This window comes from Streptomyces sp. NPDC002520, assembly GCF_053595235.1.
Genome location: NZ_JBSFXG010000018.1, coordinates 1 through 14131, shown reverse-complemented (window position 1 = coordinate 14131; position 14131 = coordinate 1). Strand labels below are relative to the sequence as shown.

The window sequence follows — 14131 nt, the reverse complement described above, 5'->3', positions numbered from 1 at the left end:
CACGCAAGACAGCGCACGGGGGCACAGCACACCTCTTCAGCGGATCCCGTCAGTAGACGTGAACCCCATAGGCACTCAACGCCTCGGTGACCGGCTGGAAGAACGTCGTACCGCCGGAGGTGCAGTTACCACTGCCCCCGGAGGTCAGACCGTACGCGGTGGTGCCGCCGTACAGCGGACCGCCGGAGTCACCGGGCTCGGCGCAGACCGTGGTCTGGATCAGCCCGGAGACGACGTCTCCGCCACCGTAGTTGACCGTCGCGTTGAGCGCGGTGACCCGGCCGCTGTGGGTACCGGTGGTGGAACCACGGCGGAACACGGTCGTCCCGACGGACGGCGTGGCCGCGCTCGTGATGTCCTGGCTGCCCACGGTGCCCGACTTGGTGACCGACGAGTTCGTGTAGCGCACGATGCCGTAGTCGTTGCCGGGGAAGCTGGAGCCGGCCGTGGTGCCGAGCGTCGTGGTGTGCGAGGAGTTCGACCACCAGGTGCCCGCGCCGTCGGTGCAGTGCCCGGCGGTCAGAAAGTAGTAGTTGCCGCTGGCGTCCTGCACGTTGAAGCCCAGCGAGCAACGCCAGCTGCTCGCGTAGATGGCGTCGCCGCCCGAGATCAGCTTGTTGAACTTGCCGGCCGTGCGCTTGACGACGAGGGCGCCCGCGTCGCCTCCGGCCTGCCGCTTGATCTTGGCGATCTCGGCCTGGGAGACCGTGCTGTCGACGGTGACGACGACACGGTGGGTCTTGCTGTCCACCGCCCAGGCCGTACCGGGGACGTCGGCCTTGAGGACGGAGTCGCTCGCCTTGGTGAGCTGGTTGGCGCTGAACGTGTGAGCGTCGCTGGCATTCGCCGTAGGGGCGGCGAGCGCGGCGGCGGCCAGGAAGCCGGTGGCAACGGCGGTCAGTCGGGTCCGTCTCGCGATGCCACTGCGGGGAGTGGTGCGCTTGATCCTCACGTTTCGTTCCCTCCCAGGGGAATTCGGGGGCCCGCGTGGGGTCGGGGCCCGTGAGGCGCAGCCAGAGGAGTCGTACCGGATCCGGAGCCCACATGTCGCTAAATCCACATGCCGCTGAATCCACATGTCCCTGACAAGCGCTGGAGGCAGTATTCGACCGGACGACCGGTCGGCACAAGAGCGCCTTTCGGCCGTCAACCTTTGAACCACCCCGCCGTTGCGCCACCCGCCCAACCCACAACCGAGCCCGCACCCCGACCCCCGACCCGCACCCCGACCCGCACCCCAAACAACACTCACAACCCGCACTCACAACCCGCAGTCACAACAGGAACAGCACTCACAGCACTCACAGACCTCGCACGCCTGACAGCACGACCAGTCACAGTCGCAGTCACAGCTGGCACAGCACCCCTCGCGCCGCTTCCGCGACCAGGGCCCCTCGAACTCGTCCGCGCAGCACACCTTGCAGGTGCAGCACAGACCGAGGGCAGCCGCGCAACCTGCCCAGAAACCCCGCTTGTCCGGACGCTGCGGCAGCCCCCCGAAGACATTGCCGTGCGAGGGGCCGCCATGCGAGGGATCGCCGTGCGGGTACCCCGGAGCGCCGGGCGCGTGCTGCCCCGGCGGCGGTCCGAACGACGCCTCGGGCGCGTGTCCGCACGACGACGTGCCGAACGCCCGGTCCACCGAGCGCCGCAGCTCGTGCACCAGCAACAGGTGCACCAGCTTTCCGTCGGCCAACTCGGCCTCCCGCAGGGCGAGCCGGATGCCGTGCACGGCGTCGTCGGCGAGCCGGCGGGCCTCGGCCCGGGACGTACCCGTGGCCGTCAGCGGGTTCCACGCGCCCGACGCCGCGTCGGCGTCCTGGTCCTCCACAGCGTCCAGCAGATGCGCGAGCCGCCCGAAGAGCCGGCCGGCCTCGGCGAGCGGTGCGGCGTTGTCCGGCCGCCCGGCCAGCACCGCGGTGTGCGCGAAGGCGGCCGCGGTCGCGGTCTCGGTCGGCTCGGTCACCGTCAGGATCGGGGTGCCCGGACCCGCCAGGGTCTCCAGGCCGATCTGCCGGTCCACGGCCTCGACGAGGATGCCGGTGTCGAACCCGACCGCCGACCCGCCGCGTTCCCCGGCCCGCCCCCAGCCGGCCGCGACCCGGCGCGCCGCGGCTGCCACGGGCCTGCGGGCCAGCAGCCCGTCGCGGTCGGCGACATGGTCGCGGACCTTGGCGGAGGCGAGCACGAGCGAGACGGCCGCGGCGAGCCGCGCCCCCTCCCCCTGGGCGACGGAGGCCGTCCGCATGCCGCGCAGCGCGCAGGGGCCCGCGGTACGGCGGGACCCGCTCACCGCACCCGCCTGAGCCTCCGTCAGAACCGATATGAGCAGCCCGTCGTAGTTCGTCACGATGCGTGCGAACTGTCCGTGGTCCTTGCGCAACGCGAGGCAGAGGCCGCACAGATGCGCCATCCACTCGGTCCTGAGGCGTTCACCGAGCCGGTGCGAGCAGGGCCTGACGATCCCGAACATGACGATCCCCCGTGGTGCGACGTGGCATGACGCCGCCGCATCGTATCGACCGACTGTCGGCTTGTATCAGCCGATCCGTTCACTCGTGCGCACCGCGACTCACCCATCCGCCGAAAACAATCATATTTCACTCCCAGTCAGCAGCCCTGTGAGGCACGACCCTTGGGAGACAAGGGCTCTCGACGGATGGACTGTGCACCAGTACCGTCACAAACCCCCCGCGCGCCGTCTATCTCCTTGGCGCACTGTCAGCATCATGGATGACCATAGGGACGAGAAACGCAAGAAGACCGCTGTGAGAGGAGGCGTCCATGGGATCGGTACGCAAGGCGAGTGCGTGGCTCGGCCTCGTCGACGACAACGATGACGAGCGTTACTACGACGACGACTACTCCGAGGGCTCGGAGTCCGCAGACGCCTGGGTCACTGACCCTCGGGTGAAGGTGGCCGATGACACGGCCGAGGAGAAGGGCCGCCAGATCGGCACGGTCACCCCGGACAGCTTCCGGGACGCCCGCGCCATCGGCGAGCTGTTCCGGGACGGTGTCCCGGTCATCATCAACCTCACGGCGATGGAGCCGGCCGACGCCAAGCGCGTCGTGGACTTCGCCGCCGGGCTGATCTTCGGCCTGCGAGGCTCGATCGAGCGGGTCGCGACCCGCGTGTTCCTGCTGACGCCGGCGAACACGGAGATCGTCAGCGGTGAGACGTCCTCGCGCCGCGGGGACGGGTTCTTCAACCAGAGCTGAGGCAGGGCCGCCCACCGGCCCTGCCTCCTCGGGGGCTCACCGGAAGGCGTCGAGCCCGGTGAGTGCCTTGCCCAGCACGAGCTGGTGCATCTCGACGGTGCCCTCGTAGGTGAGCACCGACTCGAGGTTGGTCGCGTGCCGCATGACGGGGTACTCGAGGGAGATCCCGTTGGCACCGAGGATCGTCCGCGCGGTACGGCAGATCTCGATGGCCTCGCGGACGTTGTTGAGCTTGCCGAAGCTGACCTGTTCGGGACGCAGGCGGCCGGCGTCCATCCGCCGCCCCAGATGGTGGGCGAGCAGGATCCCCTTGTGCAGTTCGACCGCCATGTCGGCGAGCTTGGCCTGGGTGAGCTGGAAGCCGCCGATGGGCCGCCCGAACTGCTCCCGCGTCTTCGCGTAGCCGAGGGCCGCCTCGAAGCAGCTGCGCGCCGCGCCCATGGCGCCCCAGACGATGCCGTAGCGGGCGTGCGAGAGACAGCTGAGCGGTCCGCGCAGTCCGGTGACCTCGGGCAGGACGGCACCGGCGGGCAGCCGTACGTCGTCCAGGACCAGTTCGCTGGTGACGGAGGCGCGCAGGGACCACTTGTGCTTGATCTCGGGCGCTGAGAAGCCGGGGCGGTCGGTGGGGACGACGAAGCCGCGGATGCCGTCCTCGGTCTGCGCCCAGACGACGGCCACCCCGGCGACCGACCCGTTGGTGATCCACATCTTGCGGCCGCTGAGGACCCAGTCTCCCCCACTCTCGGCTCCGCTCGAGCGGGAGGTACCCCCAGCGTCGCGCTTGGCGTGCGTGCGCATGGCGGAGGGGTCGGAGCCGTGGTCGGGCTCGGTGAGCCCGAAGCAGCCGATCACCTCGCCGGCGGCCATGCGGGGCAGCCACTCCTGCTTCTGCTCCTCGCTGCCGAAGCGGTGGATGGCGTACATGGCGAGCGAGCCCTGCACGGAGACGAGGGAGCGGATGCCCGAGTCGGCGGCCTCCAGTTCCAGGCAGGCCAGGCCGTACTGCACCGCCGACGCGCCCGCGCAGCCGTACCCGGTCAGGGACATGCCGAGGGCGCCGATGCCACCGAGTTCGCGGGCGAGCTCCCTGATGCCGGGCAGCTCACCCTTCTCGTACCAGTCGGCGACGGAGGGCAGGACGCGGTCGGCCGCCCAGCTGCGTACGGTGTCCCGGACCGCGAGGTCCTCCGGGTCCAGCAGGTCGTCGATCCCGAGCGGGTCGGCGGGGTCGAACGGGGGCAATTTCGCGGACGCGGACATGGGACACCCTCCGGAACACTGAGGAACGCGGCGACGCACCCGGAAACTAGCAATGCTAGTTAAGACGCTGACGTCGAGATTACGGCGCGGTGTCCTGTATGTCCAGGGCGGGAGTCAGCGCCGGCACCCTCGGCTTCTCGGCCTCCCGCGGGGAGGGCAGCCCCACGTCGGCGGCGCCTGCGCCGACCTCCACGGCGTCCTCGCGGGGGTCCGCGCACTGCATGATCCGGGGCAGCCGCAGCGCGATCACCGCGCCGAGCAGCAGCAGGCCGGCACTGACCAGCAGGGTCACGTGCAGCCCGTGCACGAAGGACTCCCGAGCGGCCCGGCGCAGCGCGTCCCCGCCGGCCCCGCCCAGGCGTCCGGCGATGTCGTAGGCCTCGCCGAGCGAGTGACCGGCGGCGCGCGACGCGTGCGCGGGCACGCCCGGCACCGACCTGAGGCCGGGCGCGTAGGCCGCGTTCATCACGCTGCCGAGCAGGGCGATCCCGATGCCGGCGCCCAGTTGGTAGGAGGTCTCGCCGATCGCCGCGGCCCCGCCCGCCCGTTCGGCCGGTGCCTCGCTCAGCATCGACTCATAAGCCCCGAACAGGGTCGTCTCCAGGCCGAAGCCGAGCAGCACGAAGCCGAGGAGCAGCAGGCTCGCGTTGTCGGCGGCGCCCATCGCGGTCAGGGTGAGGACGGCGGCGGCGGTGAGGCAGAAGCCGAAGCAGACCATCCGGCGGGGGCCGAAGCGGCGCAGCATGCGCGCGCCCGCGAGGCCTGCCGCCATCGCCGCGATGGTCAGCGGCAGCAGCCGCAGGCCCGTCTCCAGCGGTGACAGACCGAGCACCAGCTGGAGGTACTGGGCCGCGATCAGCTCCAGACCCACCAGTGCGAGCATCGCCAGCACGATGCAGCCCACCGAGGTGCTGAACGCGGGTCGCCGGAACATGCGCAGGTCCACCAGCGGATGCGGGCGCCGTCCCTGGCGTCGTACGAAGGAGAAGAGGAGTGCGGCGCCCGCCACGAGCGGCACCAGGGTGAGGGGGCCGGCCACCTGCTCGCCGCCGCCGAGCCGCTTCACCCCGAGGACGACACCGAAGAGGCCGGCCGCCGCCATCAGCGCGCCGGTCACGTCCCAGGGGCCATCGCGTTCACCGCGCGACTCGGGCAGCAGCATCCGGCCGACCGGAAGGCTCACCAGCATCAGCGGGATGTTGACCAGGAAGACCGAGCCCCACCAGAAGTGCTCCAGCAGGAACCCGCCGAGCAGCGGTCCGACCGCCGCGCCGACGGCGGCGACGGCGCTCCAGACGCCGATGGCCAGCGCGCGCTCGCGCCGCTCGGGGAAGACCTGGCGGAGGATCGACAGGGTCGCGGGCATGATCATCGCGCCGCCGACGCCGAGCAGCGCACGGGCGAGGATCAGGGTCTCGGGGCTGTGTGCGAGGGCGGCGACGGCGGAGGCGACACCGAAGAGGGCGTAGCCGAGCAGCAGGACGCGTCTGCGGCCGACCCGGTCGCCCAGCGTGCCGAAGAGGATCAGCAGCGAGGCGCAGACCAGCGGGTAGATGTCGACGATCCAGAGCAGTTCGACGGCGCCGGGCCTGAGGTCCTCGGTGACGGCGGGCACCGCCACGTGCAGCACGGTCGCGTCCAGGGCGACCAGCAGCAGGCTGGCGCAGAGGACGAAGAGGACGACCCAGCGGTTGGCACCGGCCCCGGCCGGCCGACGGCGCGGCCGCAGGGCGGCCGTGGTCGTCCCGGACATGTACGTACCTCCCAGATGGTCCCTCGCGTGCGGCGGATCGGCGGGGTGGGGACTTCCCGTCGTACGGCCGGAGAGGAGCGGGGGTCTCCGGCCCGCGCAACCCACGCGGGTGACTCGTCAGCGTACGCGAGTCCTCCGCGCGGACACGTGGCGGACCTCTCACACGCACGACCGAACCCGTGTGGCGTACGCCACTTCCTCCGCTCTTGACCACGCCCCGGCGAGCGGTCCGGTTCAATGGCCGGTCGATAATCGAGCCCGTGACCGATCTTGCGACGCGTGCGACCCCGTTCCGGGCCCCTCTTCCGCGCCGGGCGGCGCCGGCCCTCCTCGGGTACGCGGCCGTCCGTGCCCTGGGCCTGGTCGTGCTGGCCGCGTGGAGCGCCGCGCACGGGAAGAGCGCGTACACCTTGCTGACCGCTCGCTGGGACTCGCTGTGGTACTCGCGGGTCGCCGAGCTGGGCTACGGCTACCAGGTGCGGCTGCCGAACGGCGACGTCCACTCCAACCTCGCCTTCTTCCCGCTGCTGCCCTGGCTGGAGCGGCTGCTGCACACGGTGACTCCCCTGTCGTACGCGGACGCCGGGTTCGTGGTCAGCCTGCTCGCCTCGCTCGCGGCGGCCTGCGGGATCTTCGCGGTGGCGGAGTGGGTGTACGGCCGCCGGGTGGGGGTCTGCGCGGTGCTGCTGTGGGCGGTGCTGCCGGTCGGGATCGCGCAGTCGATGGCGTACAGCGAGTCCTTGTTCACGGCGCTGGCGGCCTGGTCGCTGTACGCGGTGCTGAGCGGCCGATGGGTGAGCGCGGGCGTGCTGGCGGCGCTGGCCGGGCTGACCCGGCCGGTGGGACTCGCGGTGGTCGCGGCGGTCTGGGTGGTCGGTGTGACCTCCTTCGTGCGAGACCGAAGCGCGCGAGGCACGAGCGGCGCTCGGAGCGGCGAACACGCCCCCACCCCGGCGAGCGACGCCCACGCCGAGCGCGTATTGAATACAGACGGCGCGCGCGAGACGACACGCGCCCCGTCTCTCACCACCAGCGCCCCCGTCTCCCGCCGGGTTCTCGGCATGCTCCTCGCTCCGCTGGGTGCCGCCGGCTACGTCCTGTGGGTCGGGCACCGCACCGGAAAGGGGCCGCTCGGATATCTGGACGTGCAGGCCGGGTGGCGCAACGGGTTCGACGGCGGATACGCCTTCGCCCGGTTCGTGGCCGACAAGTTCACGTCATTTCCGTCGGCCCTCGTCGGTGCGGGCCTCATGATCGGTGTCGCCCTGCTGATCTGGCTCTACGTCACCGGCGTTCGTCAGCGTCAGCCCGTCGCGCTGCTGGTGTACACGGGCGTCGTGCTGGCCCTCGCGCTGTGCGCGTCGAGCTACTTCGGGTCGAAGCCGCGGCTGCTGATGCCCGCCTTCCCGGTGCTGTTCCCGCTCGCGCGCGCCCTGGCCCGGCTGCGCACGTCCAGGTCGGCCCTGGTCACGGGCGGTGTGGCGGCGGCGACGGCGGTCTATGGCGCCTTCTGGCTGAACGGCTCCGGCCCTCCGTGATCAACGCCGGCGGCCCGATGACCGCACCCTGAATTCCATCCGATGCTGCGGTGAACGCATTTATGTGAGCCATATATCCAACCCCCGGCATGATCAAAGGAATTGCCGGAAGCGGCGCGCACAGGATTGCCGCGTCGAAGAATTCTGAGCACTCCTGAGAGGTTTCCCACATCACATCGTCATCACAAAGGTGCCGTTTCGACAGGGAACACAGCTCACTCGCTGTAACGTCGATTGGGTGCGTACCGAACGAAACCTGACCCGGCGTCTGGACCGGTTCTTCGCCAGGCTGGATCGTGAGCCGGAACGACCGGCTTTCATCGACATGCCGCGGATGAGCCGGCACCGGGTCGTGCTGTTCTCCGCGACCCTGGCTTTCTACCTGGCGATCGTGTGGGCCGTGATCACCACCTCGTGGCTGGTCCGCCTCGACTGGCAGGTCATGTTCTTCCGGCCGTACCAGCAGTGGCCGCAGATCCACGCCTTCCTCGACTACTACGTGGTGCTCGGCCAGCGCGGCCCCACCGCGGTGATGGTCGCGGCCTGGCTGGGCTGGCGCTCCTGGCGGCAGCACACGCTGCGCCCCCTGCTGACCCTGGCCGCCTCGCTTCTGCTGCTGAACATCACGGTCGGCGCCGCCAAGCTCGGGATGGGGCGCCTCGGTCCGCACTACGCGACCGTGATCGGCTCGAACGAGATGGGTCTGGGCGGCGATATATTTCCCAGCGGCCACACCGCCAACGCGGTGGTGACCTGGGGCATTTTGGCGTATCTGGCCTCTACCCCACGAGCGCGCCGCTGGCTGTCGGCGGCCTCCGCCATCACCTCGCTCGGCGTCGGCCTCACCACCGTCTACCTCGGTACGCACTGGCTGAGCGACGTGCTGCTGGGCTGGGCCGCCGGTCTGCTGATCCTGCTCGCCCTGCCCTGGTTCGAGCCGCTGATCGCCCGGACCGAGGACGCGCTGTTCGACCTGCGCGACCGCTGGCGCGCCCGTGGCGGGCGCCCGGCACCCATGCCGGCACCCGCCGCCCCCGTCGCCCCGGTGGTGCTCCGACCGACGGCCACGCCCGTCGAGCCGTCCACCCGGCACGCTCCGGCGCTCGAACCGGTGTCGTCGGGGCGCGGCTCCCGGGCCCCGATCCATCTGGCCCCCGGCCCCCACGCGGCCCGTTCGGAGCGCAGCCCGGTCACCCCGGCCGGCAGCCGCCGGCCGCCGCACGCCGACCGGCTCCCGCGCGGCACCTCCCAGCAGGCCCGTCCCGTGACCGGCGGCTGACACCCCACCAGGACGACGGGGTTCCGGTACGCACACCCGCCCCCGCACGGACAGAAGGCCCCGCCTCCCCTCACCGGGAAGCGGGGCCTTCGTCGTCCGGGCCCGCGGTGTCGGGCCCGGCGGCAGCCTGGGTCAGCCCTTCCAGGAACGGGTCACCCGGCCGTCGGTCACCTCGAAGTTGAGCCGGCCCACGCGGTACTCCATGGTGATGATCGCGCCGGGCGGCAGCGACCGTACCGTCGACCACCCTCGCTCCCGGGCGAGCCGCTCGGCGTGCTCGGCGTCGAGGCCGACGTACCCGTCGGGACTGTCCTTGGGCTCCGCGGGCGGAGTGGGAATCGGTGCCATACGGCCACGCTAGGCCGCATCGGGCGACGACGGAAGCCGGGCCCGGCAGGTATCAGGAGTTCCCGCGCCCGGTCACACTTCTGTCACAGCTTGCCGACGCGCGATTCCTTCGAACTCCGTCACACGTACGGGGGTTTCCGTTCGGCTTCCCGGTGCAATCGAACAGAATTCCCGCGTGTCGTGATGCCCCGCCGAATTACCCGGCGGAAAGTGCCCACGTGATGATCGGGGCGGGGTCCGGAAAGTGATTCCCGGCGGAATCCGGCGCGCCGAAGCGGGAGCTGACGCCGCATAGGAATTTCACGGATTCCGCACATGCCCGCTGTACACCCCGGTCGGAGCGCACGGCCGCGCGGGCATCCGAGGGCAGCTCGCGGGCGGGCGTGCCCCGGGCCGCAGCGGTCCCGGGCGCGACGAGCGAAGGGGCGAGCGAGCGATGGGGACCGACACCGTACGGGCGACGGCGCAGCCGGAGCGGCGCGGGCGGGCAGGGCGGCTGGTGGTGGACTGGCTCACCACCACCGACCACAAGAAGGTCGGCCATCTGTACCTGATCACGTCCTTCCTGTTCTTCCTGGCCGGCGGTGTCATGGCACTGCTGATGCGGGCCGAACTGGCCCGGCCGGGGCTTCAGCTCGTCGACAACGAGCGGTACAACCAGCTGTTCACGCTGCACGGCACGATCATGCTGCTGCTGTTCGCGACCCCGAGTTTCGCGGGCTTCGCCAACGAGCTGATGCCGCTGCAGATCGGCTCGCCGGACGTGGCGTTCCCGCGCCTGAACATGCTGTCGTACTGGTTCTTCCTGTTCGGCGGTCTGATCGTGCTGGGTTCGCTGCTGACGCACGAGGGGCCGGCCGCCTTCGGCTGGTTCGCCTACGCCCCGCTCAACGACGCCACGCACTCCCGCGGCATCGGCCCGGACCTGTGGATCACGGGGCTCGCGCTGGCCGGCTTCGGGACGATCCTCGGCGCGGTCAACTTCATCACCACGATCGTCGTGATGCGCGCGCCGGGCATGACGATGTTCCGTCTGCCGATCTTCACCTGGAACACGCTGTTCACGTCGATCATGATCCTGATGGCGTTCCCGGTGCTGGCGGCCACGCTGCTGTGCCTGGAGGCGGACCGGCGGTTCGGCGCGCACGTGTTCGACGCGGCCAACGGCGGGGCGCTGCTGTGGCAGCACCTGTTCTGGTTCTTCGGGCACCCCGAGGTCTACATCATCGCGCTGCCGTTCTTCGGGATCATCACGGAGATCATCCCGGTCTTCAGCCGCAAGCCGGTCTTCGGCTATCTGACGCTCGTCGGCGCGACCATGGCGATCACGGGTCTGTCGATGGTGGTGTGGGCGCACCACATGTTCGCCACGGGTGCGGTGCTGCTGCCGTTCTTCTCCTTCGTGTCGTTCCTGATCGCGGTCCCGACGGGCGTGAAGTTCTTCAACTGGACCGGCACGATGCTCCAGGGCTCGCTGTCCTTCGAGACACCGATGCTGTGGGCGACGGGCTTCCTGGCGACGTTCCTGCTGGGCGGTCTGACCGGGGTGATCCTGGCGTCCCCGCCGCTGGACTTCCACGTCACGGACTCGTACTTCGTCGTGGCCCACTTCCACTACGTCGTCTTCGGCACCGTCGTCTTCGCGATCTTCGCCGGCTTCTACTTCTGGTGGCCCAAGTTCACCGGGAAGATGCTGGACGAGCGACTCGGCAAGATCCATTTCTGGACGCTGTTCACCGGCTTCCACACCACGTTCCTGGTGCAGCACTGGCTGGGCGCGCAGGGCATGCCCCGCCGGTACGCCGACTACCTCGCCACCGACGGCTTCACCGCGCTCAACACAGTCTCGACCATCGGCTCCTTCCTGCTCGGCCTGTCCACGCTGCCGTTCCTGCACAACGTCTGGAAGACCGCGCGGTACGGAGAGAAGGTCGAGGTGGACGACCCCTGGGGCTACGGCCGCTCGCTGGAGTGGGCGACGTCCTGCCCGCCGCCCCGGCACAACTTCGTCGCCCTGCCCCGGATCCGCTCCGAGTCGCCGGCGTTCGACCTGCACCATCCGGAGTTCGCGGAGTACGCGGACAGCCGCCGTCCTCGCAGGAAGGAGGACGGCGGCCGTTCGCGCGTCAGGTGACCGGCACCGGTCGCCCGCTCAGAGCGCGAGGCGCTGGCCGGGCACGATCAGGTCGGGGTCGCCGCCGATGACCGACTTGTTGTCGGCGTAGATCCGCTGCCAGGTGGTGCCGTGCCGGGCGGCGATGAGGCTGAGGGTGTCGCCCTCGCGGACGGTGTAGTCGCCGCGGGAGGCACTGCGGCCGGTGTGGCCGGCCGGACGTTCCGGCGCCGTCGCGGGGACGGACTTCACGGGGGCGGACTTCACCGGGGCGGACTTCGTCGTCACGCTGCCCTTCGAGGCGGTCGTGCCCGAGGAGGCGGCCGCCGGTGCCGCGCCGGTGGCTCCGGCACGGGCCGAGCAGACCGGCCAGGCGCCCCAGCCCTGGGCGTGCTGGACCTTGGTGGCGACGGCTGTCTGGGCGCTCCTGGAGGCCTGGTCGGCCGTCGGGGCGTAGGCGGTGCCGCCGTACGCGCGCCAGGTGCCGGCGGAGAACTGGAGCCCGCCGTAGTAGCCGTTGCCGGTGTTGATGTGCCAGTTGCCACCGCTCTCGCACTGGGCGATGCGGTCCCACACTCCGTTGTCCGCCGCGGCGGCGTTGCCGGTCGCGGCCAGCAGACCCAGCGGGGCCAGCAGCGCCGCCCCGGCGAGGGCGGCCGTCGTACGGCCCTTGCGGGCGCTGTCGCGACGTTCGGTGTTGCGGGTGGTATCGGCACACTCGGACATGTAATTCCCTCTCCACGAACCCGGGATCCCCCAAGGCGTGGCGCGACTTCCCGCGTAGGACCGCGGTTCCTCGCGCCTGCCCCGTCCGCCGTGACCGTGCGTCGATCGTGCTCTGCCTGGTGCCGGCCGGCGAACGTACCCGAGCGGTGCTCGTTGCACACGGCGGAGGAATGTAGGGAGATAGGGCGGTCGATATCAACCAACTCACCGTCATTCCAGGCCAGTTCACTGTTACCGCGAGTATCGGCGTTTTCCGGCCAACCACTTTGTTCGCTGATTTCGTGATTTTCCGACCAGTCGCCAAGACGACATGTGACTCACTTCACCCAATCAAGTTCCTTGACAGGAAACAAAGTTGACGGTGAGTGGTCGATTCCGAACCGACGGTGACGCTGCGCGGTGGGCGGTTCGACTCGGTTCCCCTCCGAGCGTGACCACCACCACAGCACGTCCGTTGTCTTCTTCATGAGCCCGGAACCCCGGGGCTCAGCGGACGGGAGCCACCCGGCCGCCCCCAGCACCGCATTCCGAGGGAGCCACCGTGCCGCGCATGCTCGACGTCAGTGACGCCGTACGCGCCGAGATCGGCGACGAAGAAGCCGACCGGCTGCTCGCCGGAGAGAACGCCCCGGGCAGTTACGACTGCACGTCCTGCCGCACCCCGGGCGACTCCGAGCAGGAGCGCACCAGCACCGTTCTGTTCGTCGGCGACGAGACCGCCGTGCTCGCCTTCGCCCATGCCAGCTGCCTGCCCTCGCAGGTCGTCCAGGTGACCGAGGAGCAACTGCAGGGCGCCGTCCGCTCCATCGGCGGCGACATCGCCACGGACGCCGGCCCCGGCAGGGCCGTGCCCGAGCCGGCCGTGCTGGGCGTGACCAGCGGACTCGTCCTGATCGAGGGCGAGTTGCACCCGGCGCTCGTGGTCGAGCCGACCGGGCCCATCGCACGTCCGGGCTCCACCGGGCCCGGCGACGACTTCCTGCCGCTGCTCATCGAGCAGGGCTACCTGCCGGTGACCGAGCTGGCGACCGTGCCGCCGGTGCTGCACGGGTGGTCCGTGCTGCTCGCCGTGGGCCAGCTGCACGCGGTGCTCCAGCCAGGGGTGAACGGGGGGCAGCCGGTGGCCTGGTGGCAGGCGCACCAGCCGCTGCAGGTCACGGAGGGGTGGCGGTCCGCCGCGAACAAGCACCAGCAGGTGCTGATGTTCGCGGCGCCGGTGGGGTCCATCGGGCGGCAGCCGCGCGAGGACCTGCTGCGGAACGCGCTCGACAGGGCCGCGGCGAACGGGCTGTTGGTGGCGGCGGCGCTGCCTCTCGCCGGTACCTGAGATAGCCCGAGGGAGACAGACTCGCGCCCCAAAAGCCCGGCACCGGCCGCATCCCTTCACGACTGCCGTCGTTTGGACATACGTGCACGCATACGACACCTCTCCTCCCCGCCGGTCCGGCTTCTCCCCCATTCCCTCCGCGCGAAGGGGGCAGGAGAGTTCCGGCAGGGCTTCGGCCACGCCGATCTACGACTCGCTCTCCGCGGAGTGGATGAGGTCCTTCCGGACGCTGCCGGGGGACCGCAGTGGTGAGGAGGAGCTGGACTTCGTCGCGTTCGGGAGCCTTCCGCAGAGCACGGGCGCGTACGGGGGCTACCGTCCTGGGTCGTTCAGCAGCTCGTACAGCGCCTACAGCGCGGGGGCCTACAGCGCGCGGCAGCAGTCGCAGTGGCAGCGGATCGGCACGATCGGGCGGCCGCAGCACGAGACCGGGGCGCAGCCCGTCCCGGCGGCGCTGCCCCCGGCCCCGCGCCGCGGCGCCTGACATGCCGAAGGGCGGCTCGTCGAGTACCAGGTCCAGGCCGTCCAGCGCCGGCGTGGCGCCGAAGGAGCGGCGCAGGCC

12 protein-coding genes are annotated in these 14131 nt (G+C 70.7%); 6 read left to right on the top strand and 6 right to left on the bottom strand.

Annotated elements, in window-relative coordinates; genetic code table 11:
* Nucleotides 1-49: 49 nt before the first annotated feature.
* Both ACWD5D_RS24270 and ACWD5D_RS24265 read right to left on the bottom strand, forming a co-directional pair.
* Nucleotides 50-952, bottom strand: a complete 903-nt coding sequence (locus tag ACWD5D_RS24270) for a S1 family peptidase (protein WP_451374839.1) — start codon at nucleotides 950-952, stop codon at nucleotides 50-52.
* 309 nt (nucleotides 953-1261) lie between these two features.
* Complete coding sequence (locus ACWD5D_RS24265) at nucleotides 1262-2473, bottom strand: DUF5685 family protein (protein ID WP_451374838.1); 1212 nt, start codon at nucleotides 2471-2473, stop codon at nucleotides 1262-1264.
* A gap of 311 nt (nucleotides 2474-2784) precedes the next feature.
* Here ACWD5D_RS24265 and ACWD5D_RS24260 point away from each other — a divergent pair, with 311 nt between their 5' ends.
* Complete coding sequence (locus ACWD5D_RS24260; protein ID WP_451374837.1) at nucleotides 2785-3222, top strand: cell division protein SepF; 438 nt, start codon at nucleotides 2785-2787, stop codon at nucleotides 3220-3222.
* Nucleotides 3223-3258: 36 nt separating this feature from the next.
* On the opposite strand, the gene ACWD5D_RS24255 is transcribed toward ACWD5D_RS24260, so the two are convergent.
* Together ACWD5D_RS24255 and ACWD5D_RS24250 are read right to left on the bottom strand one after the other, a co-directional pair.
* Nucleotides 3259-4485 (bottom strand): acyl-CoA dehydrogenase family protein, encoded by a 1227-nt coding sequence (locus ACWD5D_RS24255; RefSeq protein ID WP_451374836.1) that lies wholly within the window; start codon nucleotides 4483-4485, stop codon nucleotides 3259-3261.
* Nucleotides 4486-4564: 79 nt separating this feature from the next.
* The gene (locus ACWD5D_RS24250) at nucleotides 4565-6238 is read right to left on the bottom strand and encodes an MFS transporter (protein WP_451374835.1); all 1674 of its coding nucleotides are present in this window, start codon (nucleotides 6236-6238) and stop codon (nucleotides 4565-4567) included.
* 260 nt (nucleotides 6239-6498) lie between these two features.
* On the opposite strand from ACWD5D_RS24250, the gene ACWD5D_RS24245 reads away from it, so the two are divergent.
* Both ACWD5D_RS24245 and ACWD5D_RS24240 read left to right on the top strand, forming a co-directional pair.
* The gene (locus ACWD5D_RS24245) at nucleotides 6499-7776 is read left to right on the top strand and encodes a mannosyltransferase family protein (RefSeq protein ID WP_451374834.1); all 1278 of its coding nucleotides are present in this window, start codon (nucleotides 6499-6501) and stop codon (nucleotides 7774-7776) included.
* A gap of 238 nt (nucleotides 7777-8014) precedes the next feature.
* Nucleotides 8015-9055, top strand: a complete 1041-nt coding sequence (locus tag ACWD5D_RS24240) for a phosphatase PAP2 family protein (RefSeq protein WP_451374833.1) — start codon at nucleotides 8015-8017, stop codon at nucleotides 9053-9055.
* Between the two features lie 132 nt (nucleotides 9056-9187).
* Here the strand turns inward: ACWD5D_RS24240 and ACWD5D_RS24235 are convergent, their stop codons facing one another.
* Complete coding sequence (locus ACWD5D_RS24235) at nucleotides 9188-9403, bottom strand: I78 family peptidase inhibitor (protein WP_451374832.1); 216 nt, start codon at nucleotides 9401-9403, stop codon at nucleotides 9188-9190.
* Between the two features lie 436 nt (nucleotides 9404-9839).
* Here ACWD5D_RS24235 and ctaD point away from each other — a divergent pair, with 436 nt between their 5' ends.
* Nucleotides 9840-11537, top strand: a complete 1698-nt coding sequence (gene ctaD, locus ACWD5D_RS24230) for an aa3-type cytochrome oxidase subunit I (RefSeq protein WP_451374831.1) — start codon at nucleotides 9840-9842, stop codon at nucleotides 11535-11537.
* 18 nt (nucleotides 11538-11555) lie between these two features.
* Here ctaD and ACWD5D_RS24225 read toward each other — a convergent pair whose 3' ends face one another.
* Nucleotides 11556-12242 carry a LysM peptidoglycan-binding domain-containing protein gene (locus tag ACWD5D_RS24225; protein ID WP_451374830.1) on the bottom strand — a complete coding sequence of 229 codons (687 nt, stop codon included), beginning with the start codon at nucleotides 12240-12242 and terminating at the stop codon, nucleotides 11556-11558.
* A gap of 541 nt (nucleotides 12243-12783) precedes the next feature.
* On the opposite strand from ACWD5D_RS24225, the gene ACWD5D_RS24220 reads away from it, so the two are divergent.
* Complete coding sequence (locus tag ACWD5D_RS24220; RefSeq protein ID WP_451374829.1) at nucleotides 12784-13569, top strand: hypothetical protein; 786 nt, start codon at nucleotides 12784-12786, stop codon at nucleotides 13567-13569.
* Between the two features lie 82 nt (nucleotides 13570-13651).
* Nucleotides 13652-14053, top strand: coding sequence for a hypothetical protein (locus ACWD5D_RS24215; protein ID WP_451374828.1), 402 nt, complete (start codon nucleotides 13652-13654; stop codon nucleotides 14051-14053).
* Nucleotides 14054-14131: the final 78 nt, after the last annotated feature.

What these genes read in the sequence shown, in the direction of transcription:
- ACWD5D_RS24225 (WP_451374830.1), bottom strand. Translation starts at nt 12,242, where the DNA reads ATGTCCGAGTGTGCCGATACCACCCGCAACACCGAACGTCGCGACAGC.
- ACWD5D_RS24235 (WP_451374832.1), bottom strand. Translation starts at nt 9,403, where the DNA reads ATGGCACCGATTCCCACTCCGCCCGCGGAGCCCAAGGACAGTCCCGAC.
- ACWD5D_RS24255 (WP_451374836.1), bottom strand. Translation starts at nt 4,485, where the DNA reads ATGTCCGCGTCCGCGAAATTGCCCCCGTTCGACCCCGCCGACCCGCTC.
- ACWD5D_RS24250 (WP_451374835.1), bottom strand. Translation starts at nt 6,238, where the DNA reads ATGTCCGGGACGACCACGGCCGCCCTGCGGCCGCGCCGTCGGCCGGCC.
- ctaD (WP_451374831.1), top strand. Translation starts at nt 9,840, where the DNA reads ATGGGGACCGACACCGTACGGGCGACGGCGCAGCCGGAGCGGCGCGGG.
- ACWD5D_RS24265 (WP_451374838.1), bottom strand. Translation starts at nt 2,473, where the DNA reads ATGTTCGGGATCGTCAGGCCCTGCTCGCACCGGCTCGGTGAACGCCTC.
- ACWD5D_RS24260 (WP_451374837.1), top strand. Translation starts at nt 2,785, where the DNA reads ATGGGATCGGTACGCAAGGCGAGTGCGTGGCTCGGCCTCGTCGACGAC.